Origin of the sequence: Archaeoglobus fulgidus DSM 4304 (assembly GCF_000008665.1) — an archaeon.
Classification (GTDB): Archaea; Halobacteriota; Archaeoglobi; order Archaeoglobales; family Archaeoglobaceae; genus Archaeoglobus; species Archaeoglobus fulgidus.
Genome location: NC_000917.1, coordinates 1,205,402 through 1,227,695 on the forward strand (window position 1 = coordinate 1,205,402; position 22,294 = coordinate 1,227,695).

At 48.7% G+C, this 22,294-nt stretch carries 28 protein-coding genes; 19 read left to right on the forward strand and 9 right to left on the reverse strand.

Annotation, left to right across the window (positions count from 1 at the left end; all coding sequences use genetic code 11):
- Positions 1-3: 3 nt before the first annotated feature.
- Both AF_RS06805 and rd read left to right on the forward strand, forming a co-directional pair.
- Complete coding sequence (locus tag AF_RS06805; RefSeq protein ID WP_010878845.1) at positions 4-261, forward strand: hypothetical protein; 258 nt, start codon at positions 4-6, stop codon at positions 259-261.
- Positions 262-265: 4 nt separating this feature from the next.
- Positions 266-430, forward strand: coding sequence for a rubredoxin (gene rd / locus AF_RS06810; protein ID WP_048064374.1), 165 nt, complete (start codon positions 266-268; stop codon positions 428-430).
- A 9-nt stretch (positions 431-439) separates the two neighbouring features.
- Here rd and AF_RS06815 read toward each other — a convergent pair whose 3' ends face one another.
- The gene (locus tag AF_RS06815) at positions 440-1,237 is read right to left on the reverse strand and encodes an MBL fold metallo-hydrolase (protein WP_010878847.1); all 798 of its coding nucleotides are present in this window, start codon (positions 1,235-1,237) and stop codon (positions 440-442) included.
- 238 nt (positions 1,238-1,475) lie between these two features.
- Between AF_RS06815 and AF_RS12695 the strand changes: the two genes are divergently transcribed.
- From AF_RS12695 to AF_RS06835, 3 genes are all read left to right on the forward strand, one after another.
- A protein-coding gene (locus AF_RS12695) for an IS630-like element ISA1083-2 family transposase (protein WP_076611374.1) occupies positions 1,476-2,502 on the forward strand; the annotation gives its coding sequence in 2 pieces (ribosomal slippage) (positions 1,476-1,946 and positions 1,948-2,502; 1,026 coding nt in all).
- 92 nt (positions 2,503-2,594) lie between these two features.
- Complete coding sequence (locus AF_RS06830) at positions 2,595-3,554, forward strand: hypothetical protein (protein WP_244372736.1); 960 nt, start codon at positions 2,595-2,597, stop codon at positions 3,552-3,554.
- A gap of 74 nt (positions 3,555-3,628) precedes the next feature.
- Positions 3,629-4,540, forward strand: a complete 912-nt coding sequence (locus AF_RS06835; RefSeq protein WP_148183452.1) for a DsbA family protein — start codon at positions 3,629-3,631, stop codon at positions 4,538-4,540.
- Positions 4,541-4,583: 43 nt separating this feature from the next.
- On the opposite strand, the gene AF_RS06840 is transcribed toward AF_RS06835, so the two are convergent.
- Positions 4,584-5,531 (reverse strand): phosphate uptake regulator PhoU, encoded by a 948-nt coding sequence (locus AF_RS06840; protein ID WP_010878852.1) that lies wholly within the window; start codon positions 5,529-5,531, stop codon positions 4,584-4,586.
- 126 nt (positions 5,532-5,657) lie between these two features.
- On the opposite strand from AF_RS06840, the gene AF_RS06845 reads away from it, so the two are divergent.
- The 10 genes from AF_RS06845 (at position 5,658) to AF_RS13115 (ending at position 12,814) form a co-directional block, all read left to right on the forward strand.
- Positions 5,658-6,611, forward strand: a complete 954-nt coding sequence (locus AF_RS06845) for a PstS family phosphate ABC transporter substrate-binding protein (RefSeq protein ID WP_048064375.1) — start codon at positions 5,658-5,660, stop codon at positions 6,609-6,611.
- Between the two features lie 10 nt (positions 6,612-6,621).
- Positions 6,622-7,515 (forward strand): phosphate ABC transporter permease subunit PstC, encoded by an 894-nt coding sequence (gene pstC / locus AF_RS06850; RefSeq protein ID WP_010878854.1) that lies wholly within the window; start codon positions 6,622-6,624, stop codon positions 7,513-7,515.
- Positions 7,512-8,363 (forward strand): phosphate ABC transporter permease PstA, encoded by an 852-nt coding sequence (gene pstA / locus AF_RS06855; protein WP_010878855.1) that lies wholly within the window; start codon positions 7,512-7,514, stop codon positions 8,361-8,363. The genes pstC and pstA overlap by 4 nt, the downstream gene beginning before the upstream one ends.
- Positions 8,364-9,119 carry a phosphate ABC transporter ATP-binding protein PstB gene (pstB, locus tag AF_RS06860; RefSeq protein WP_010878856.1) on the forward strand — a complete coding sequence of 252 codons (756 nt, stop codon included), beginning with the start codon at positions 8,364-8,366 and terminating at the stop codon, positions 9,117-9,119.
- Positions 9,116-9,706 (forward strand): phosphate signaling complex protein PhoU, encoded by a 591-nt coding sequence (phoU, locus tag AF_RS06865; protein WP_010878857.1) that lies wholly within the window; start codon positions 9,116-9,118, stop codon positions 9,704-9,706. Before pstB ends, phoU begins: the two co-directional genes overlap by 4 nt.
- Complete coding sequence (locus tag AF_RS06870) at positions 9,703-10,110, forward strand: low molecular weight phosphatase family protein (protein ID WP_010878858.1); 408 nt, start codon at positions 9,703-9,705, stop codon at positions 10,108-10,110. The genes phoU and AF_RS06870 overlap by 4 nt, the downstream gene beginning before the upstream one ends.
- 58 nt (positions 10,111-10,168) lie before the next feature.
- A complete protein-coding gene (locus AF_RS06875) occupies positions 10,169-11,191 on the forward strand; it encodes an acyltransferase (protein WP_010878859.1) in 1,023 nt (340 codons plus the stop codon).
- Positions 11,151-11,414: a DUF2095 family protein gene (locus AF_RS06880; protein WP_010878860.1), complete on the forward strand. Its 264-nt coding sequence runs from the start codon at positions 11,151-11,153 to the stop codon at positions 11,412-11,414. Before AF_RS06875 ends, AF_RS06880 begins: the two co-directional genes overlap by 41 nt.
- Entirely contained in the window at positions 11,407-12,573 is a 1,167-nt protein-coding gene (locus tag AF_RS06885) for a redox-regulated ATPase YchF (protein WP_010878861.1), read from the forward strand. The genes AF_RS06880 and AF_RS06885 overlap by 8 nt, the downstream gene beginning before the upstream one ends.
- A gap of 79 nt (positions 12,574-12,652) precedes the next feature.
- Complete coding sequence (locus tag AF_RS13115) at positions 12,653-12,814, forward strand: hypothetical protein (RefSeq protein WP_156029525.1); 162 nt, start codon at positions 12,653-12,655, stop codon at positions 12,812-12,814.
- A 55-nt stretch (positions 12,815-12,869) separates the two neighbouring features.
- On the opposite strand, the gene hypE is transcribed toward AF_RS13115, so the two are convergent.
- The gene (gene hypE / locus AF_RS06890; protein ID WP_010878862.1) at positions 12,870-13,904 is read right to left on the reverse strand and encodes a hydrogenase expression/formation protein HypE; all 1,035 of its coding nucleotides are present in this window, start codon (positions 13,902-13,904) and stop codon (positions 12,870-12,872) included.
- A 1-nt stretch (position 13,905) separates the two neighbouring features.
- Positions 13,906-16,128, reverse strand: coding sequence for a carbamoyltransferase HypF (hypF, locus tag AF_RS06895; protein ID WP_010878863.1), 2,223 nt, complete (start codon positions 16,126-16,128; stop codon positions 13,906-13,908).
- Between the two features lie 59 nt (positions 16,129-16,187).
- On the opposite strand from hypF, the gene hypA reads away from it, so the two are divergent.
- The 4 genes from hypA to hypD are packed head-to-tail and all read left to right on the forward strand — an operon-like array spanning position 16,188 to position 18,426.
- Complete coding sequence (gene hypA, locus AF_RS06900) at positions 16,188-16,511, forward strand: hydrogenase maturation nickel metallochaperone HypA (protein WP_048064376.1); 324 nt, start codon at positions 16,188-16,190, stop codon at positions 16,509-16,511.
- A gap of 2 nt (positions 16,512-16,513) precedes the next feature.
- The gene (hypB, locus tag AF_RS06905; protein WP_010878865.1) at positions 16,514-17,179 is read left to right on the forward strand and encodes a hydrogenase nickel incorporation protein HypB; all 666 of its coding nucleotides are present in this window, start codon (positions 16,514-16,516) and stop codon (positions 17,177-17,179) included.
- Positions 17,151-17,384, forward strand: a complete 234-nt coding sequence (locus AF_RS06910) for a HypC/HybG/HupF family hydrogenase formation chaperone (RefSeq protein ID WP_010878866.1) — start codon at positions 17,151-17,153, stop codon at positions 17,382-17,384. The genes hypB and AF_RS06910 overlap by 29 nt, the downstream gene beginning before the upstream one ends.
- Complete coding sequence (gene hypD, locus AF_RS06915) at positions 17,359-18,426, forward strand: hydrogenase formation protein HypD (protein WP_052270484.1); 1,068 nt, start codon at positions 17,359-17,361, stop codon at positions 18,424-18,426. The genes AF_RS06910 and hypD overlap by 26 nt, the downstream gene beginning before the upstream one ends.
- On the opposite strand, the gene AF_RS06920 is transcribed toward hypD, so the two are convergent.
- Genes AF_RS06920 through AF_RS06940 form a run of 5 tightly spaced genes read right to left on the reverse strand, consistent with a single transcriptional unit; the run spans position 18,398 to position 22,292 of the window.
- Complete coding sequence (locus tag AF_RS06920) at positions 18,398-18,805, reverse strand: hydrogenase maturation protease (protein ID WP_048064377.1); 408 nt, start codon at positions 18,803-18,805, stop codon at positions 18,398-18,400. The two genes, hypD and AF_RS06920, sit on opposite strands and share 29 nt — an antisense overlap.
- A complete protein-coding gene (locus tag AF_RS06925) occupies positions 18,762-20,138 on the reverse strand; it encodes a Ni/Fe hydrogenase subunit alpha (protein ID WP_010878869.1) in 1,377 nt (458 codons plus the stop codon). Before AF_RS06925 ends, AF_RS06920 begins: the two co-directional genes overlap by 44 nt.
- Positions 20,135-21,016 carry a methylviologen-reducing hydrogenase subunit gamma gene (locus AF_RS06930; RefSeq protein ID WP_010878870.1) on the reverse strand — a complete coding sequence of 294 codons (882 nt, stop codon included), beginning with the start codon at positions 21,014-21,016 and terminating at the stop codon, positions 20,135-20,137. The genes AF_RS06925 and AF_RS06930 overlap by 4 nt, the downstream gene beginning before the upstream one ends.
- Entirely contained in the window at positions 21,013-21,417 is a 405-nt protein-coding gene (locus AF_RS06935) for a hydrogenase iron-sulfur subunit (protein ID WP_010878871.1), read from the reverse strand. The genes AF_RS06930 and AF_RS06935 overlap by 4 nt, the downstream gene beginning before the upstream one ends.
- Complete coding sequence (locus tag AF_RS06940) at positions 21,414-22,292, reverse strand: CoB--CoM heterodisulfide reductase iron-sulfur subunit B family protein (protein WP_048064378.1); 879 nt, start codon at positions 22,290-22,292, stop codon at positions 21,414-21,416. The genes AF_RS06935 and AF_RS06940 overlap by 4 nt, the downstream gene beginning before the upstream one ends.
- Positions 22,293-22,294 lie beyond the last annotated feature (2 nt).

Genomic DNA, 22,294 nt, shown 5'->3' on the forward strand with positions numbered 1-22,294 from the left:
TTTGTGGCTGAAAGGGAAAGGGATAGGGAGCAGCACGAGAGGTTGTTTAAGGCTGCCTCAAACCCTCTGAGGAAGAAAATGGCAGAGAAAATTGGCAACAGGGGAATTACGAGAGAGGAGCTCAAGAAGGAGCTTGGAGACGTTTCGGACTTCGAGTTCAAGTTCAACCTCGACTACCTCATAGCAGAGGGTTTTGTTGTGGAGAAGGATGGGAAGCTCTACCTCACCGAGGATGGAGTGGATCTGGCATACGGAGGTTGATAAAATGGCGAAGTATGAATGTCAGGTTTGCGGTTACGTTTACGATGAGGCTGAGGGCGACCCAGACAACGACATTCCCGCTGGAACCAAGTGGGAAGACCTGCCTGACGACTGGGTCTGCCCTGTTTGCGGTGCATCAAAGGACCAGTTTGAGAAAATTGAGGATTAACCTTATTTTTTATTCCCTCGGCAGTCCGAGAAGTGATTTTACCATATTCTCTCTCGCCCACTCCTTCTCGCTGACGAACTCCATCAGAATGGCCTTTTGCGAGGGGTTGGGGAAGCACGCTGCCACAATTTCGTCAATGGTTTTCCCCTCAGCGTAGAGCATCTCTGCCTTCTCCTTCAGCCCCTTCAGGTAGTTGAGGTACTCAACCACCTCATCCCTGCTCGCAACTCCCACTCCCGTGTAGGCATAGTTGAAGTCGTATTTCAGCACCTTTTCTATGGACTCTATAGTCTTTAGCAAGTTTTCTTCCCGCATGCAGACCATCTGGGCCGTGTTGATTACAAGATCACCGCAGAAGAGCTTGTCGTCAACGAGGTAGCTCACGTGATCGAAGCTGTGGCCGGGGGTTTTTATCATCCTCACCTCAACATCGTCGAACTTCATGACCTCCTTTGCAACCTTAACCCCCTCAATCTTCTCAGGTTGCCCCCAGCCTATTTTTCGGTATTTAGGTATATCTGGGGGATTTCTCAGAATTTCAAGGGACTCTTCAGGGACGTAAACGTCTGTTATTTCCTTAAAGAGGTTTACAGCACCTATGTGGTCCTCGTGGTAGTGGGTAATCAGAACCGCCTTAATTTCCCTCCCCTTAAAGTGCTCGAAGACCTCCTGAGCGGTGTTGGGGCAACCTGCATCAAAGAGGAGGTTGCGGTAGTAGTAAAGGTAAACCCAGTGCAGGACCCTCCCCTGCACCTCCGTTCCAACTTTCACGGCCTCAACTTCACCATGCATTTCCGAAACGAGCATAATAGTTCATTTTTGTTGACTTATTTTAAGGTTTTCAAATTGTATGAATTCGTAGGGTTTAAATGTTATGGATTTTTTGCGACAATTAATCGTAGATATTAGTTAAATGCAACATTTTAATAAAATATTATGAAAACTCAAGCTTTATATGTGTCCTTTTAAAATTTTCACAAAAGCCAGAAGGGGAATTTATTGTCCTGAGCAAAACTATTTATACTATAGATAATAGACCAGTTGCATGGGCAGAAAGCGAGTTTACGAAGTTGTAAAGCACCTACCAGCAGAAGAACTCGATAAAAGGATCAAAAAGCTCGAAAAAGATACAAGAGTCCTTCAAAGACTCTACTTCATAAGATACCTTTACAGAGGAATGAGCGTTGAGGAAGCTGCCGAACTGGTAGGAATTACAAAGGCTACTGGCTACACATGGCTCAAGAGATGGAATACCAGAGGTTATGAAGGCTTAATTCCCGAATTTGGAGGTGGTAGACCTTCAAAACTTACAAAAGATCAGAAGGAAGAACTCAAAGAAATGCTCAAGGAAAGAGACTCGTGGACAACGAAAGAAGTTCAGGAGCTAATTGAAGCGAAATTTGGAGTTTCTTACTCTTCGTGGCAGGTCAGGAGAATTCTGAAATCATTCGGCATGAAATACGCCAAGCCCTATCAAAAGGATTACAGAAAGCCTGAAAATGCTGAAGATTCTTTAAAAAAACATGGATGAAGCCGAAATTCGCCAATCAGACGTAATAGGATTCATCGATGAGATGGCAGTCGAAGCGAATGCAAATACAGCAAAGCTGTGGAGTTTTGGAAGGCCTGTTAAAAGAGTCGCTACTTACGTCAAAGCTAAGGTTTCAGGATTCTATAGCTTGAACGGGAAAAGCGTAATAGAGTTTCTTAAGAGTAACAGGTCAGAAGACTTCATATCTTTTCTCAGGAAAATCAGAGAGGAAAATCCCAAGAAAAGGATTGTAATCGTTCTCGACAATTTCAAAACGCATCATGCTAAAAAGGTGAAAGAGGAAGCTGAGAAGCTTAGCATTTCGCTGGTTTATCTTCCTCCTTACTCTCCCGATTTGAATCCGATTGAAAACGTCTGGAAGAGTGTTAAAAGAGCAGTTTCAGAAACATCTCCTCTGAATGTAGATGAACTTAAAGAAACGATTGCTAAGGCCTTCAAAAAGTTAACAGGGTCGATATCATTTGCGAAGGGCTGGATTGAGAAGTTCTTGGGGGATAAGTTTAAGATGTTATGCACTTAACCATAATGAGACGTTTTGCCGTACTACTCCTGCTGGCAATTTTTTTAGGTGGCTGCAGCGGAAGCAACGGGGCAGCTGAGGAGAAGTGGAAAATGAAAGTCATATGGCATGTTGACACGTCTGGAGAGCCATTTATGGACTTAAGCCCTGACGGCGAGCTTGCTGCTGCGGTGGATTGGAACAATGCGAAGATTTATCTCGTCAAGCCCGACGGAGAAAGTGTCGTCTTTGACATTCAGGGCCAGGATGCCGTGAAGCCCGTGGTTAGTGGAGTTGCACTGAAGGATGGTGTGGCATACGTTCTTGGCAGCTACGAGGATTTTGTGGGCATTAGAAAATACTCGTGGAATGGCGAGGTTGGGGAAGAAAGGCACGGATGGGCAGGTTCTGTTTCTGACAACATTCTCCGCTCCCCAAGCGGTAACCACCTCTGCTATCTCATCACCATTGATGCGGGAAAGCAGGAGCTATACTGTGACGGTGTGAAGATGACGCTCGGCGGTGATTATTACTTCCTGAACAGCGTTTCGGATAGTGGAGTTGTGGTAATTTCAAGTGGAGACGGCACTCACGTTTTCAAGGAGGGAAATGAGGTTCTCAGCTTTAACACGAGCAACGTGGTGGCGTACAAAGACAGAGTTCTGGTCAACGAAGAAGACTTCTTGAGAGTTTACGACCTCAGCGGGAATTTGGTGGGTGAGAAGGAAGGATACACCTTCAGCCTTACAACTTTGCTTCGCTGGACATTGTTGCCCACCGAAAGGTACATCTTCCGATACGAGCCCTTGGAGGACACGCACGTAATCACATGGGACATAAAACAGGTCGAGACTCTCCCCGGATTTCCGCAGTTCGCCAATGATCATTTTGTTGTCACATCCAAAAATGGCGTTCTTCATTGCTACTCACTTAAGGACTTCCATGAGGTTTTCAGCGTTGAAATGCCCGAAGATGATGGTCTGATAAAGCTCAGCGATGATGGTAGGGTTATGCTTGTTTCAGGGGAGAATGGGGGATACTGGCTCTACGTGAGCTCAGAAAATAATTTTTGATTTAATTTTTGTTACCATCATAAACTGCTATCTTTTATGCTTAACTATTTATACCCCCATGTTGTTTGATGCTCATGAGAGATTTGGCTGTAGGAGTCGTTATAGGTCTGATCATTGGAGCAATTGCCGTTTACGCTTTCACCGCTTTGCAGCCTTCGGGTGAAGAAGTCTGCCCCGCAAACCCACCTGAATCTCTGGACCAGAAGACCCTTGAGAGTGTATCGAAGAAGCTGAACAATCTCATTCATCAGAACAATCCCGATGTCAGCGTGAGAATTTCGGATTATTCTCCCTACGGTGAGGTTTACAGGGTAAAAGTCGAATTCTACAATGATAACGGCACTCTGGAAAGCTACGATATGTTCCTGACTGCCAACGGCTCTCTGCTCTTTACCAACTATGTTGACTTGACCAAGCTGAGCGAAGAAGAGGTAAGAATCAACGTCAGTATAGATGATGACCCCTTCAAAGGAGCTGAGGATGCCAAAGTAGTTATTGTGGAGTTCTCCAACTATGCTTGTGGTCATTGCGCAGATTTTGCTATAGAGACTGAGCCTAAGATTCTAGAGAAATACGGTGACAAGGTGAAGATAGTCTTCAGAGACTTCCCTGGGTTTGGAGAAATTTCCTACTTTGCAGCAGAGGCAGCAAACTGTGCGGGAGAGCAGGGCAAGTACTGGGAGTTCCACGACCTGCTTTTTGAGAATCAGCGGGAGTGGATTTCCAACAACTCAAAGATTTACGACTACGCAGAGCAGCTCGGACTGAACGTTGACGAGTTCAAGGCCTGCATTGAGTCGGGCAAGTACAGAGAAGAGGTGGACAAAGACTATAAGGATGGAATTAGTTATGGTGTTACTGGCACACCAACGTTCTTTATTGGTACTCCAAATGGCACATTTGTTAACGGAAAGAAGGTCGCTGGTGCATTGAACTTCGAGCAGTTCGCCGCTCTGATTGAGCAGGAGCTTCAGCAAGCTTCTTAAATATTTTTATCAGTGAAAAATTTACGTTTTGAAATTTCTAAACTCAGTAAACGCTCTTATTTATCACAACTTCCGCAATATCAGCAGAATATCCCGCAACCCTCGAAACACTGTCAAGAATGGTTTTCAGGTTCATCAACTGCACGACCTCCAGCTCAGCAATTTTTTCGTAGTATTTAAGAATTCTGTTAGTAAAATCCTCTACATCCTCAAGAACCTCTTCAGCAATTTTTCTGTCATTTTTAAAGAAGCAAACCATGGCCCTTCTAAATATATTTTCCAAGGTCTCAATCATTTCGCTCAATTCTCCATAGCCCCTTTCAAGGTTCAATGTTGCTTCACTCATCTGACTTATGTGGTCGGACACTCTCTCCAGATTTCTAACCACGCTTCTGTAGTTCATTGCATCAACTGCGTGCATGATTCCCCCTTCTCCTGCATGGTTAAGGAGTCTCAATACGAGAAAGTGAAGCTTATCCACCTCATTTTCCCTCGTAAGTATGGTGCTGCACACTGCCCTGTCAAGATTGGCTACAACATCCTTCAAATCTTTGAGCATACTCAGCGTAATGTTGAAAAGCTTTTCAAGAATGGCATCTATTTCAAAACGCTCCACGTCAAGAAAAACTTCAATTAGCAGCTTATTTCCAGTATCTTCCATAATTTCTGCTCCAACAAGCAAATCAACTGCAAAGGCAACAGCTCTCCTCTGTTCATCGCTGTAAACTCTAACAGCCATGGAAGAGTAGCCAGCGAGGTAGTAAGATATCACCAGCCTTACAAGGTGATTGAATTTTGCTTCAGCATCCTCAATATTCGCTCTTAAGCTCTTCTCCTCAATTTTTGGTTTTATGCATATTGAATTCTCCTTTATCTCAAGAAATAACGTGTCTCCCTCCTTTATTCCAAACTCCTCCACCCAGTTCTTGGGCAGAGTGATTATGTAGCTGCTCCTTCCGGTGCGGTATACCTTCCTCGCCTCAACCTTCACATACCATCGTGAAAATCTAAATATTTATGCGTTTTCCCTAAGGGATGGTATATACAACATTTACTAACTATATGATGTATATTTTAATGCGACAAGATGTATATCTCTCAGATAATACGCAGTTGCATGAAAAAGGTGCTAATGGTTCTCCTGACGCTGGTGGCACTGCTTCTCGCCGGGTGCCAGTCGAATGAGGGTCAGGGAAAGGAGATTTCAGGAGAGGTAAAGGTTGCAGGAAGCAGCACAGTGTACCCAATTACTGCAGCTATGGCCGAGGAATTTAACAAACTATACCCGGAAGTTGTTGTTTCTGTTCAGTCAACAGGCACCGGTGGAGGATTCAGGAACTTCTTCATTCCGGGCCTGACTGACATAAACGATGCAAGCAGGCCGATAAAGCAATCGGAGCTTGATGAGGCAAGAAAAAATGGTGTTGAACCTTTGGAGTTTCTCGTTGGCTACGATGCCCTAACTGTGATAGTAAATCCAGAAAACGACTGGGCTGAGTGCCTGAGCTTTGACGACTTGAGAAAAATCTGGGGCCCAGATGCAACTGAGAGCATCACGAGATGGAGTCAGGTGAATCCGGAGTGGCCGGATGAAGAGATGCACCTCTACGGCCCAACCTCAGCGAGCGGAACCTTCGATTTCTTCACGGAGCACGTAATCGGCGAATCTGGGGCGCACAGGCAGGACTACCACGGCACGGAAGAGGATAACACCATAATTCAGGCAGTTGCGAGGGACAAGGATGCGATGGGCTACCTCGGCCTTGCATACTACCTCGAAAACAAAGACAAGGTTAAGGCTGCAAAGATAAAGAGCGAGCAGGGGGAGTGCGTTGAGCCAAGCATCGAAACCGGGCAGAGCGGTGAATATCCGCTTGCCAGACCGCTGTTCATATACGTCAACAAGGAGTCGCTCAAGAAGCCGGCTGTGAGGGAGTTCGTTAAGTTCTACCTCGAAAATCTGGACAGCGGAATCGTTGAGGAGATTGGCTACGTTCCTGTAAGCAAGGATCAGAAGGAGGAGAACCTGAAGAAGCTTAGCGAAGCCCTGAAGGATCTGGGCCTGGAGTAGGGGGGTGTAGATGGCGAAAGCTTCAGACAAAATCGTTTACGTTTTACTTCTTTTTTCAGCCCTCATCACCGTTGCGGTAACCTTCGGTATAGTTTTGACGCTCGTAGGCGACACCATCAGGTTTTTCTCCCACATTTCACCCCTTGAGTTCTTTCTCGGCACAAAGTGGACTCCAACAATCAGGCCGTACTCCTTTGGCGTTTTACCGCTTGTAGCAGGAACGGTTATGGTTACCGTTGGTGCTGCAGCCATCGCAATTCCATCCGGGTTGCTGGCGGCAGTCTATCTTTCGGAGTATGCGGGGGAGAGGAGAAGGGCTGTGCTGAAGCCATTGCTTGAGATTCTCGCAGGCATTCCAACGGTCGTTTACGGATACTTCGCCTTCGCCTACATAACCCCCTTTCTCAAAGCCCTCTTCCCCGACATCTCCGCCTACAACGCTCTTAGCGCTTCCATTGTCGTGGGAATCATGATAATCCCGATAGTGGCAAGTATAAGCGAGGATGCTTTGAGGGCAGTTCCCCAGTCCTTGAGAGAGGCTGGCTACGCGCTGGGAGCGAGGAAGGCTAAGGTGATAGCAAGCATAGTGATTCCCGCTGCACTGTCGGGTATCGTTGCCAGCTTCATCCTCGGAATTTCGAGAGCTATAGGCGAGACGATGGCTGTAACCATAGCAGCGGGAAGAACTCCAAGGCTCGTTAACATTCTGAATCCAGTCGACTGGCTCGGATCAATTGAAACCATGACCGCCGCAATGGTCGAGATAGGGATAAGCGACGTCAGCGGACAGAGCGTTGCATATCAGAGCCTCTTCGCCATTGGCTTCACGCTGTTCCTGATGACCATGCTCCTCAACACTGTAAGCTATGCAATAAAGATGAGATTCAGGGAGGTGTACAGATGAAGGCCGATGAAATCAAAGAAGGGCTTTTCATGCTTCTCGCATTGGCTGCAACGGTATTCGGAGTTGTTGTTCTTGCCGCACTGCTTGCTTACACCTTCGTCGAAGCGGCGGCATGGCTCGATTTGCAGTTCTTAACCTCCCCCCCATCGAGATTTCCTGAAAAAGCAGGGATATTTCCATCCCTTGTGGGCTCAATCATGGCAATAGCTCTCGTTGGTGTGATGGTTTTGCCTCTTGGTGTGGGAGCGGCAATATACCTTGAGGAGTATGCCAGAAAGAACTGGCTGACAAAGCTGATTGAGATTAACATTTCAAACCTCGCTGCAGTGCCATCAATCGTCTACGGTCTTCTCGGCCTCGGCCTTTTCGTCTCAACTCTCGGCTTAAAGCCCGGAATCGTTCTTGTGGGATCTCTGACTCTGACGCTGCTTGTTCTGCCCATTGTAATCGTTGCAGCGCAAGAATCGCTGAGAGCCGTTCCATTCTCTCTTAGGGAAGCTTCCTTGGCTGTGGGAGCGACGAAGTGGCAGACCGTCAAAAGCGTTGTTCTCCCAAGCTCTCTTCCGGGGATAATGACTGGAGTGATACTGGCGCTTTCGAGAGCCATAGGAGAGACCGCACCTCTCATAATGATCGGCGTCGCAACAGCAACCTTCACAGCCCCAAAGGACATCTTCAGCACCTACTCAGCCCTGCCAATGCTAATCTTCATGTGGACCGACATGCCGAAGGAGGAATTTCTGCATGGTCTTGCTCCTGCAGCCATCGTCGTTTTGCTGGCAATAATGCTCTCGATGAACGCCTTCGCCGTTTATCTGAGAAACAAATTCGCAAGGAGGTTGAGATAAATGGAGGTGGCTTTCGACATCAGAAACTTTTCCGTTTATTACGGAAACAAGGTTGGAATAAGGAACGTGAACCTTGAAATCTACAGGAACAAGGTTACCGCCATAATAGGCCCAAGCGGATGCGGCAAGTCAACACTTCTGAGGTCTCTGAACAGGCTCATCGAGCTGGTTGATGGTGTCAGGATTGAAGGAGAGGTGATTTTCGATGGCAAGAACATCTACGATGATGGCGTCGATGCGGTGGAGTTGAGAAGGAGAATAGGCATGGTCTTCCAGCATCCGAATCCCTTTCCGAAGAGCATATTTGACAACGTTGCCTACGGACCGAGAGTCCACGGTATAAAGGATAAAGAGAGGTTGAAGGAGATCGTGGAGGAAAGTCTGAAAAAAGCAGCTTTGTGGGATGAAGTTAAAGACAGGCTGAGCGACAGCGCTCTGGGGCTTTCGGGAGGGCAGCAGCAGAGGCTCTGCATAGCGAGAGCAATCGCAACGAATCCTGAGGTCATTCTGTTTGACGAGCCGACCTCAGCCCTCGACCCAATAGCAGCGGCAAAAATAGAGGAGCTTATGGTTGAGCTGAAGAAGAACTACACGGTTGTGGTTGTAACACACAACATCCAGCAGGCTGCGAGGATAAGCGATTATGTCGCCTTCTTCTGGATGGGGGAGCTTGTTGAGTATGGTAAAACAGCTAAGGTTTTTGAGAAACCTGAGAAGGAATTAACTGAAAAGTATCTTACGGGGAGGGTTGGATGAAGAGGATTGAGGAAAAGGAAAAGGCAATAATGGACGAAATTATGGAAATGCACGCTCTGGCTGAGAAGGCAGTTGAGCTTTCCTTCAGAGCGATGAGAGGGGATAAGAGTGTTGTCAGGGAAATATCCAGAATCGAGCAGCAGACCGATGTCCTCGATACGGACATAAACTACGCCTGCACCACTTTCATTGCCCTTTTCCAGCCTGTTGCAAGAGATTTGAGGTTCGCAATCAGCATCATGAGAATCTCGTCCTCTTACGAAAGAATCGCAGACATAGCTCAGGAAATCTCTCTCTACGAATCAAAGCTGCCAGAAATCGTTTTTAAGGCCGAAAAATATCTTAAGAAAATGTTTGATGCTGTAAAGGAGGGCTACACGAAAACAGAGGGCTTGAAGGAAAGGATGACTGAACTGGACAATGCGGTGGATGAGATTTACGTGGAGGCAATTGAGCAGCTTGAGGAGAGCTGTGATGTGAATGCTGTTCTCACGGTAAGGCACATTGAGAGAATTGGGGATTTGCTGGCAAAGATTGCGGCAAGGCAGATATTTATAAAGGAGGGAAGGAGGGTCTGGATTATATGAAAGTCCTCTTCGTCTGCATCCACAATACTGCCAGAAGCGTAATGGCCGAGGCTCTCTTCAACGCCATGGCAAAAAGCTGGAAGGCGGAGAGTGCTGGTGTGGAGAAAGCAGAGAGGGTTGATGAGACTGTAAAGCGCTTGCTGGCGGAAAGGGGGTTGAAGGCGAAGGAGAAGCCGAGGACTGTGGATGAAGTCAATTTAGACGACTTCGATTTGATTGTGACAGTATGTGAGGAGAGCAGCTGCGTTGTTCTGCCCACAGACAAACCTGTGACGAGATGGCACATTGAAAATCCCGCAGGAAAGGATGAGGGAACTTACAGGAGGGTTCTTGCGGAGATTGAGGAGAGGGTGAAAAAGCTGGTTGGCGAGCTGGAAGGCGGGCAGTCCTCATCCCCATTGTGATTACTCTCAAAACAAAGCATGCAAACCTTTAAAAGGGATTAAAGCAACAAACCAGTGGATGCTGGAGAAACTCACAATCCCTCCCAACACGAGATTTGAAGAGAGGAACATAGTGGCGAGTGGGGACGTAATCATAGGCCCCAACTCAAAGCTCAGCTACGGAGTCATCGCAAAGAAGATAATTGTCGGGGAGAGGACCACAATTGAGGGAGACCTGTTAGGAGAGGAGATAAGGCTCGATGCTTGGTGCAGCGTTACTGGAAATGTCACTTCAAAACAGGATGCCTACATTGGAGAGTTCGCGTCAATCGGAGGGAAGCTTACCGTTTACGGAGACCTTGAAATTGGGAGAAACGTCAGAATCAAAAATGGATTTGAGGCGAAAGGCTTGATTACCATTCAGGACCCAACGCCAGTTCTCTTCTTCATCTTCCTCTACCTCATGGTTCTTCTCCGCTTGGGGAGGCTTGAAGAGGCCGAAAAGCTTCTGGAGGAGGTGGAGGAGTTCGACGCCCCTCTGATAATCCCGGAGAACTCTCAAGTGAGCATCGACAGAATTTCCACGAGAAAGGATGCTGAGATTGTCGGCAGCAGGGTTCTCGGAAATGTTAAGGCGAGAGACATTAATGCTGAGGGAAGTGAGATTTTCGGCAGCCTGAGGGGCAGAGATATCATTGTTAGCAACTGCAGGGTTCATGGGGCAATTGAGGGCAGAGTGGTTTACCTCGTAAACTCATCGGAGGTTTTTGGCTACATAAGGGCAGATAAGGTTTACATGGAGGATGGATGCAGCGTTGAGGGTGGTATAGTCGGCAGAGAGGGTGTATGGATAAAAGAGAAGGTCGAGATTCCGGGCCGAGAGGAGGAAGCTGAAGAGGTGGAGGAGAGCGAAGAAGTACAGGAATCAGAGGAAGCTGAGTCGGAGAGAGGCAAAGGTGAGGAGCAAGAAGCAGTGGAAGTTGAAGACTCCAAGGCGGATTCGGAACAGCCAGAGGAAGCAGAGACTGTTAAAGCCGAGATATCGGAAGAGGAAGAGAAGGATGGAGTGGAAAAAGGAAAAGTTCAAGAAGATGTTTCCTAATCTTTTTCACGAGATTGAGGGCAGCGATTTGCCCACCGTTTTAGACCACCTTGAGGTTTGCAAGACGATTGAGGAGGCAATTGAAATAATAGAGTATTTTGAAAAGCGGGGAGAGATAAGCAAGGAGTACGCCAACTTTTTAAAAAGCAACCCCTCACTCCTCAAAAGCATCATAGGAACGAGGGAGAGGGGAGAATACACGAGGAGGGGTTTGCGTGATTGAAATCGGAATTGCGGGGAAACCAAACGCCGGAAAGTCAACGTTCTTCAAAGCTGCTACCCTTGCTGATGCAGAGATAGCCAACTACCCCTTCACCACCATAAAGCCCAACGTTGGTATTGGACATGTGAGGGTTAAGTGCGTCTGTCAGGAGCTGGGGGTAAAGTGCAATGAGTGCGTTGATGGCTGGAGGTTTATTCCCGTCAAGCTGATTGACGTTGCAGGGCTTGTGCCCGACGCCCACAAAGGCAGAGGGTTGGGCAACGAGTTTCTCGACAACCTCAGGCAGAGCGAGGCAGTCATCCACGTGGTTGACGCTTCCGGGTCAACAGACGAGGAAGGGAACGAGATTGGCGTTGGAGAGAGAAATCCCGTCGAGGACGTGAAGTTTCTCTACCGCGAGATAGATATGTGGCTTTTCGGCATACTCAAGAGGAACTGGGACAAGATTATCAGGAGGATGAAGGCGGAGAAGAGGGATGCTGCAAAGTTCCTGACGGAGCAGCTTGCCGGGCTTGGTTTTGAGGAGTGGATGGTCAGAGAGGCGATGAGGAGTTTTGGTGATGTATCAACGCTCAGCGACGAACAGCTGAGAGACTTTGCCGTTGAACTAAGAAAAAGGAGGATGCAGATGGTTATTGCTGCCAATAAAGCTGACAAAGCTCCAAAGAACTTGCTCGAAGAGTTGATGAAGCTCGATGAGATCGTTGTCCCAACCTCTGCAGCCTACGAGCTTATTTTAAGGACTGCAGCAAAGAACGGCTACATAAAGTATCTGCCCGGCGATTCGGACTTTGAAATAGTAAAGGAGCTGAATGAAAAGCAGATGAAAGCCCTTGAGAAAATAAGGGAGTTCCTTAGAGAGTTTGGCAGTACGGGCGTGCAGGAGGCTATAAACAGAGTTGTCTTCGACCTCCTAGACTACATTGTTGTTTATCCCGTTGAGGATGAGAACAAGTTCACCGACTCCAAGGGAAACGTCCTGCCTGATGCGATGCTGGTTAAAAGGGGCACGACGGCCAAGGAGCTTGCCTTCAAAATCCACACAGACATTGGAAAGCACTTTATCTACGCCCTCGACGCAAGAACCAAGATGAGGGTTGCTGATGACTACGAGTTGAAGAACAACGATGTAATAAAGATTGTTTCCGGAGCTAAGTGATAATTGTAATGATGGATTTCATGATAATGGAGATATATATTAAGAAAAATTTAAATACTTTCAGAACTGTAATTACCTTATGGAGTGCAGGTTGTGCAGATTCTGGTTGAGAGACCATTCCTTTCCAAATCATTCAGGGTACTGCTCACTGAAGGGCTCGGTTACAGCCGCGTCATTTTCGTGTGAGCTGTTCAGAAAGAAAGACGAGGAGGCTATAGCTATACAGGTGATTTCTTACTAATTTTCGAAACCCTTCAAACCAATTTACGGGTTTTTTGGCATCAATTCGCGTAGACCTAACAAACCCTCGGAATGGGGTCTGAGATTGGCTGGGGTACAACTCTCGTTGTTCCCACAGCCGTCTCTAAAACAACCTCCGCGAATTCCTTGGTTGCGTAGCCAATTATCTCAGCCTCCTTCTGCCCTGCCTTGTGTAAAGCCTTTAACACTTCATCAGCCATCTCGGGGTGGACTCCAAAGACAACCTTCCCCTCGTTGGCCATTGTCAGGGGGTCGAGGCCGAGAAGCTCGCAGAGCCCCCTGACCTCATCCTTCAGCGGAATCCTTTCCTCAAAAATCTTTATCCCCACTCCGCTCTTCTCTGCCATCTCGTTGAGCGCTGCAGCAATTCCCCCTCTCGTGGGGTCCTTCATCGCCGTAACTCCTCCTCTCCTCAGCGCTTCCCTGACGAAGAGCCACACGGGGTAAACGTCTGACTTGAACTCAACCTCAAAGCCCATCCTCTCTGCCATTATAACCGCAGCGTGCTCCGCAATGCTCCCGCTGACTATTATCGCATCCCCCTCTTTCAGACCTTTATCCCTTACCCACCTGTAGGGGTAATCTCTCAGCTCCCTCAGGACTTCCAGATTTCTCTCAAGCTCCTCGCTCCTCCTTCCTATCCCGGCAGTGTTGACGATTATGCCAACGTTCGACTCCACAACCTTCGTATCGCCGGTTATTATGCTCAAGTTCACAAGCTCCACAGAATCTCTGATATCATCCATAATCCTCCTGAAATCGCCGAGAGGGAAGCCATCCTGAATTACGAGTGCGAGAGACATGAATTCGGGCTTTGCGCCCATCACAGCCAGATCATTGCTCGTGCCGCAGACAGAAAGGCTCCCTATGCTCCCGCCCCTGAAAATCGGTGGGGAGACAACATAGGAGTCTGTTGTAAAAGCAAAATCGTCGCAAAAGTCCGAAGAGTCTTCCATATCCTCCAAGGCTATCTCTCCTGCTCTGGAAGCAATTTTTGGAAAAACGTGCTTTTTGAGGAGCTCTACCATGTACTTTCCTCCAGCTCCATCCTCCTTCCTGATTACCGACATTTTACCCCTCCAGAGCTTTCAAGGCGTAAATCTGCCCAAGACTTATTCCATTATCACCAAGAGGATAAAGGGAGGGCACAACAATCTCTCCGCAAACCCTCTCCACCTCCCTCAGGAAATACCTGTTGTAGCCCACTCCCCCTGAAATTAGAATCTTGCAGTTCCTTGCAGCATCAAGCGCAATCTCTCCCAGACCCCGTGCAACGTAGGCAATGGCCTCGTAGGCTATTTTTCCTCTCCCCTCACCTTCCAGATACCTCTCCATGCAGCGTGTAAAAAAGTCCCTCAGCATCAAAACCTTAATCTCCCCCTGCCTCCCCTCTGTATCAAAAGGCGAGTTGTAGACGCATGTTTCCCTTCTTCTCTCAATTTCCGGCTTAACTTCCACTTCGTGGGGCTCTGCAGCAGCCTCAAGCTTCATCGCAGGTTCACCCTCGTAGGTTCTTTCAAGGCAAACTTCAAGCATTGCAGACACCGCATCAAGGAATCTACCCACTGAGGTGGTCTTAACGGCCAGTGGAAGGGCCTTAATCAGCCTTTCCACGTCTTCATATTTGCAGTAGTGCTCAAGCAGCTCATGGCGCTTTAGCAGAGAAACAGCGATTCTCAGAGGTCTGTATGTTGCTGCGTCACCACCAATGAGCCCAAAGGTTTCAAGCCTGCCCCTTCTTTCGAATCTTCCCTTTTCAAGGTCGATAAGGAGAACCTCACCACCCCAAACCTTTCCGTCCATTCCGTATCCAACCCCATCAACCGTTATCGCCACCGCCCTCTCAAGTCCTTTCTCCGCCATCACACTCAGAGCATGGGCGAAGTGGTGCTGAACCTTAATATGCCTGCATGAAAGCTCCTTCGAGAGCTTTTCGGCAAAATTTGTTGTGTTGAAGAGAGGATGCATGTCGGAAATAATGTAATCAATTTTTTCAAGGTTCATGTATCTGGCAAAGAATTTCACCGCCCTCTTAAAAAACTCATTGTAGGTTCTGAAGTTTGCGGTGTTTCCGATGTACTGCGAAACGACCGCCTTACCTTCCTTGAGAAGGGCTATGGAATTGTAAAGCTCCGCTCCGACAGCAATTGCATTAAAGCCAATGTCAATTTTTATTGGCTGGGGAACAAAGCCCCTCGACCTCCTAATCAATAGCCTTCTCCCACCCACATACTTTACAACGGAATCATCCACCCTGTTGGCAATTTCGAGGTTGTGAACGAGAAAGCCATCAAGCTCCATTTTTTCCATGATGCTCTCATCGATATACATAGGCTCTCCCGGGAGGTTGGCAGAGGTCATCACCAGATAATCCGCCTTCAGCTCTTGGAAAAGAAGGTGGTGGAGGGGAGTGTAGGGGAGCATAATGCCAATGGTATCGAGCTCTGGAGCTACTGCCTCGAAGGGGAGCTTTTTTCTCACAACAACAATTGGCCTCGCCGGGCTGAGCAGCTCGGCCCTCTCCTCATTGCTTAGCTCCGCAACCCTCTCAGCACTACTCAAGTCTCTCACCATCACAGCAAAGGGCTGCTGTGGGCGGTTCAGCAGCTTTCTAAGCCTTAAAACCACATCATCTTCAGTAAGGCAGGCTATGTGGTAGCCCCCAATCCCCTTAATCGCTATAATCTTCCCCGAATCGAGAGCGTTTGCCGCATCGCCAATACCACCCTCTCCGCCTTTCCAGACAAATCTGTACTGCGGGCCGCACCGAGGGCATGCAATTGTTTGGGCGAAATACCTTCTGTCCTTAATATCCCCATATTCCTTCCTGCAGTCAGGACAGAGGGGGAAATCGGCAAGACTTGTGTTCTCCCTGTCGAAGGGGAGAGATTTGCTTATCGTGAACCTCGGCCCGCAATCGGTGCAGGAGGTGAAAGGATAAAGGTACCTTCTGTTTTTCGAGTCAAGCACCTCTTCAAGGCATTTATCGCAAACGGCAACGTCAGGGGGAGGGAGTGAGAGCAGGCTTTTACCGCCGCTCTCCACGATTCTGAAGGTTTCGGGAATCTCTCCATTCGTTTTGGCGACGCTGAAATCCTCTATAACCACCAGCGGTGGCCTCTCTTTTAGCAGAATATTCAAAAATTCCTCAGGATTCCTGTCAACCACAATCTCCACCGAACCATCTCCGGTGTTCCTGACGTAGCCTCTCAAGCCCATTCTGCTGGCGATTCTGTGCACAAAGGGTCTGAAGCCCACTCCCTGAACAACTCCCCTGACCGTAATCTTGAACATTCATCATGAGCTTAAGAAAAGCTTTTAAAAATATTGCGAAAACTCCTTTTGTGCATGAAATGAGCTTTGCAGAGGCGATAATCAGAAATGTCCTTAGATTTGCCGAGGAAAAGCAAGCAAAAACCGTCACATCAGTTAGGGTTCGTGTGGGTGAGCTTCTACTCATCAACCCGGAGCAGCTTCAATTCTGCTTTAGCGTAGCGTCAAAGGGAACGATTGCTGAAGGAGCAAAGCTGGAGATAAGTGTGGAGAGGGCAGACATTAGGTGTCTGCTCTGCGGAAGGGAGCTGAGCAAAGATGAGATGCTCTGCGAGTGTGGGGGTTTTGCTCAGGTTAAAGGAGGTAAGGACTTCATTCTTGAAAGCGTAGTTGTGGAGGTGTAGGCTTGCACGAGTATGAACTTAATCAGGATTTGCTTGCCGAAAACAAGAGGCTGGCAGAGAAGAACAGAGAAGCGCTCAGAGAGAGCGGGACTGTGGCTGTGAACATAATGGGGGCAATTGGTTCCGGCAAGACCCTTCTCATTGAGAGAACAATCGAGAGGATCGGCAATGAGGTCAAAATTGGCGCCATGCTGGGAGATGTTGTCTCCAAGGCTGACTATGAAAGGGTGAGAAGATTCGGAATTAAGGCAGAGGCGATAAGCACGGGAAAGGAGTGTCACCTCGATGCGCACATGATTTACCACCGCCTGAAGAAGTTCTCCGATTGTGATTTGCTCCTAATAGAGAACGTCGGCAATTTAATCTGCCCAGTGGACTTTGATCTGGGAGAGAACTACAGGGTGGTGATGGTCAGCGTAACGGAGGGGGATGACGTGGTTGAAAAGCATCCAGAGATTTTCAGAGTTGCAGATTTGATTGTAATCAACAAGGTAGCTCTGGCGGAGGCTGTTGGGGCAGATGTTGAGAAAATGAAGGCGGATGCGAAGCTTATCAACCCGAGAGCTAAAATCATCGAGATGGACCTCAAAACCGGTAAAGGATTTGAGGAGTGGATTGACTTTTTGAGGGGGATTCTGAATGTGCATAGCGATTCCGGGCAGAATTGAGAGAATTGACTACCCCATCGCCATCGTGGACTTCAAGGGGTTGAAGAAGGAGGTGAGGATAGACCTCCTCGAAAATCCGCAGATTGGAGATTACGTTCTCGTCCACGTCGGGATGGCCATTCAGAAGGTCGATGAGGAGGAGGCAAAAAAGACTTGGGAGTTGCTGGAGAGAGTTGCAGATGAAACCGGTAATCAGGCTTTCTGAGAAAATAAGGGAGCTCTCAAAGGAGTTTGAGTCGGTCAAAATAATGCACCTCTGCGGAACTCATGAAGATACCATCACAAAGTACAATCTCCGCTCCCTCCTCCCGGAAAACATCTCCCTGCTGAGCGGTCCCGGCTGTCCAGTTTGCATAACTCCCGACGAGGACATACAGATGGTAATGCACCTGCTGGAGAAGGAAAACATCACCCTCGCCACCTTCGGGGATATGGCGAGAGTCCCCTTTCAGGGGAAGAGCCTATTCACTTTAAGGGCAGAGGGGTATGACATAAGAATCGTTTACAGCATCTTTGACTCCTTAAAGCTTGCAGAAAGCTCGGATAGGCCAGTTGTTCACTTCGCCATCGGCTTTGAAACGACCATGCCCTCAACAGCTATAGCCCTTCTTGATGAGAAGGAGAACTTCTACGTCTTCTCAGCCCACCGCTTCTTCATCCCTGCAGTGCATGCGCTCTGCGAAAACACGACCGTTGATGCCTTCATAAACCCCGGACACGTCTCAACGATAATCGGCGTGAAACCGTACAGGGAGATTCTGAAGAAATACGGAATACCGCAGGTGATTGCAGGATTCGAGCCTGAAGATGTTATGCTTGCCATCTATCTTCTCCTTGAGGCGATGAGTGATGGCAGAAGGGAGGTTATCAACGAGTACAGCAGAGCGGTAAAGGAGGAGGGAAACGTCAGGGCTTTGGAGGCCATGGACAGGGTTTTCAGGAAGGAAGACTGGAGCTGGAGGGGGCTTGGAGTGGTGAAGGGGAGTGGTGGAGCATTGGCAAAAAGATTCGAGCAGTTCGATGCGAGGAAGGTTTTTGAAGATGCCTTCGCCGATTTTCAGCCTGTGGAAGACAAAAGCAAGAGGTTATGCAGGTGCGGGGACGTGCTGAAGGGCATCGCCACACCAAAGGACTGCCCGCTGTTCATGAAAGCCTGCAACCCGAGAAACCCCGTTGGAGCGTGCATGGTGAGTGTGGAGGGGACGTGCAACATCTGGGCTACCTCCGGCACATCTCGTACGCAATGACGTCCATCACTACTGACAGGGCCTTTTCCAAAGCCCCATCATCTTTTTCGCCAACCTCCACCGCAACAATCAGAATTTCGGGCATCTCGGCATACTCAAATCCGAGCATTATGGCCTCCATAACACCAATTGAGTGGGAGGTAAAGACCTTCCTTGCCTTAAGGTCCTCAACACTGAGAAGGTGAATTTCTCCAGTTTTTTTGCCAAGCAAAACGTCAACGACTATTGCAAAATCGTATCCCTCCAGCATTTCTGGCAAATCGAGAGGGAAGGCTGCTAAAGCGTCAAATCCAGCTTTTTTCGCCATCTCTGCAACTTTTACTCCAAAAGAGTCCTCAGGAATGTGTGGATTGCCCACTCCCACAACAACTTTCCTCATAGTTTCTGTAAACTTCCTCCAGCTCCCCATCCCTGAAAATCTGGATTTCAATGGGAATGACGCCGTTAACAGCATGAGTGGCGCAGGCCATGCAGGGGTCAAAGGCCCTTATGGCCACCTCAACCTTCTCCGCCAGATTCCTTGTGTCTGATGCTCTCTCAGCAACCTTCCCCACAACGTGGTTTATCGCCCTCACATTGTGAGTTGTAGCCACAATGAGGTTTGAGCCCCTAACGATCCCCTTCTCATCAGTCCAGTAGTGGTGAATGAGCGTTCCTCTTGGAGCCTCGACTATCCCAACTCCTTCTCCAGCAACCTTCTGCGGCTCGTTCTGAATCCTACCACCCCTGTAGCTCTGCGATAGTTCAAGCAGCCTCTCAGCGGCGTATATTATCTCCACAGCCCTCGCAAAGTGGTTGTAGAGAAGATTGTTGCTAACGCCGTAAGTCTTAACAATTTCAGATGCCTTGGGCGTTAGCTCGGCCGTTTTTAGCCTTGCCAGTGGCCCAACGACGTAAAGTTTCTCGCCGAGAGGTTTGATTTCGGTCAGCTTGCTGTAGCTCCAGCTGAGGCTTTTTTCAGTGATGATATCAGCATACTCCTTCCCGCTGAACCTGAGAACTTCCTTTCCCTCCTCATCCTTCACCACCTGCTCACCATCGTAGAGGTTCACTAAGCCTTTCTTCTCCGTCCCAAGCGTTGCGGCCCTTAGCTCCAAACCATCACCCATGTCCAGCGCAGCTTCAAGCACCTCGACCATCCTGTAACCGAGGTCGAGCAGCTCCCTTGAGTACCTCTCTATCAGACCGAGCTCCTCATCTGTCGGAGCTTTCGCCCACCCCCCGGGTAGGGCTGTGACGGGATGGATGTTTCTGCCCCCCAGTATCTGCAGAATTCTAACCGCATACCCCCTCTTCCTCAGAAGCTCCCTCCCGAGCTCACCGAGGTTTCTAATTACACCAAAAATGTTCCTCTCTTCGGGAGAGAGAAAATCAGGAAGGGCAAGGGCGAGCAGAGAGAGCGTGTGGTCTTCTATGAAGTGCGCGCAGAGGAGCATCTCTCTCACAATCTTTGCCGCATCGCTCGCCTCAACACCAAAAACCTGATCAGCAGCTTTCAGGGCTGCGGTGAAGTGGATTGCCCTGCATATTCCGCATATTGTCGATACAACTCTCGGCACCTCCTCCATTGGCAAGCCTGAAAGTATTTTCTCGTATCCCCTGAACTCCGTAGCCTGAAAGAAGGCATTTTCAACCTTTCCGCTGGAATCCAAAAAGATTGTTACCTTAGCATGCCCCTCAATTCGTGAAACGGGATTTATTTCGATTTTCATCTCTTCACACCTCTCAAGTGGTACCTCCTGACCTTCCCCCGCAAAGTTGAGGAGGGGAGCGTGTAGAGGTAGAGGAGCTTGCTCAGATTGGTGTAGGTCATGCTGAGAGCTTCAATTCCCTTCTCATCGGTCAGCGAGGATAGCATATCCACAAGAGCGCTACCGTGGTCGTCAACGCTTGGGAGCATTCCACCACACCCCCTGCAAGGGGAGTTGGAGTTGGGACAGCTCGCCATGCAGTCCCCCTGAGTGGCTGGGCCGAAGCAGAGAATTCCCTGCTTAAGGAAGCACTCCTTATCGGGAACTCTCAAAAATCTACTGACTTCTCCGAACTTTTCCGACAGATTTCTGCTGCAGAACTCACACACTGATTTCCCGCTGGTTATCCATCCCCTCTCTCCCTCAAAAATGGCCTTGAAGGCGTTGTATATCTGCTCAGGAGTTGGCGGGCAGCCGCCGATGTAGCAGTCCACCTCAACCACGCTGTCAAGAGGCTTAACGAACTCCAGCATTTCTGGAATTCTAAGATCACCAACCGATGACTTGGCGGAGCCGAAAACATCCTCCAGAATTTCCTCCTTCGAATGTAGATTGGCAAGGCCCATTATCCCCCCACAGCTCGCACATATACCGAAGGCAACAAGGGTTTCGCTCTTCTCCCTCAGCTCCCTCACAATCTCAACATGCTCGCTGAGCCCGATGCCCCCTTCAATGAAAGCATAATCCACTTCGGGGATTCTGTCATACTTACCATCTCCGAGGGTTGGAGCTGCCCACGCAACCCTCATTCTGAAATCGTTCATCCTCTCGCCTAGATCAAGCATGGACATCGTGCATCCCGAACAGCCGTGAGCAATGTAAAAAGCCACGTCTATCATCTTTCATCCCTCCTCAGCGGATTTGGTCCGAGCTTGCGGATTCTCTCATCAAACTCCTTTGCAAACTCCACAAACTTCCTCGCATCAGCGCTGGAAACCTGCAGAAACTCAACTCTCCCGGATTCAAGACCAAACTCCGGAAGGAGCCTTTTCAGGAGAGCTACCTTCGTCTTCGCAATCCTGTTTCCGCTCCTATAGTGGCACTCGGAGATGGGGCAGCCGGCAACGAAAACACCGTCTGCACCGCTGAGCAAAGCTTTCAGGATGAACTCAGCATTAACCCTCCCAGAACACGGAACTCTCAGAAGTCTGATGCTTTCAGGATACTTCATTTTCAAGCTACCCGCCAAATCAGCGGCCTGATAGGCGCACCACTGACAGGCAAAACCGATAATTTTCATTCTCTCCCCTCCAGAATTTCCGAAATAATCTTGCTTCTGTCAACGGAGCTGATTCTCGCCACCTTTTCCGGATTGCTGCCCAAGCAGATGGCGAGAAGCTGGGGGAAGTGGAAGACGGGGATTTCGTAGTCAATCCTCCCCAGCCTCTTGAGCCTCTTCTGCCCCTCATCAAGCTGGATGAAACATGTAGAGCAGGCGGTAACGATAAAGTCAGGATCTATTTCCTCCTTCAGAGACTGAAGCTTCAGCTGAACAAAATCAAGGAATTTCTCATAATCCACAATATCAATGTGGTTCCCGCAGCAGTACTCAAGCCTGCTGTAGTGAGGTGTTTCAGCACCCATTGCTTCCACCAGCTTCTTCAGCCTTTCAGGGAAAAATGGATTCTCCTCTTTGGCATCAAAAATCTTAGCTGGCCACAGCAGATGGCAGCCGGGCTGAACGCCTGCAACAAAGCCATTCAGCCTGTGCTTCAGGTTCTTCTTAATTTTGCGCTCCTCCAGAAGGTGTATTATGTGGTAAATCTTGGTCGTCCCCCTGTAAACTCTGCCAACCTTGGCGAGAATTCTGTTCACTCTCTCACGCCACTCCTCCCTTTTCAGCATGTCTCTGGCATGGTTCAGGACGCTGTAGCAATCTCCACACCCAACAACAATGTCCAGTCCTTTCTCCTCAGCGAGGGAAATGTTTCTTGCTGAAATAGCCAACCACGCCTCGATGTCGAAGGACGGAACTGACGCCCATGTTGGACAGCAGGAGAAGTCACTTAGGTATTCAAAGGGTACATCGAGAGCTGTGAGCACCTCCCTCATCGCAAGCTCAAGGTCAGGCCTTTCGAAGGCAATTTTGCAGCCGGGAAACAGAGCGTACTTCATAA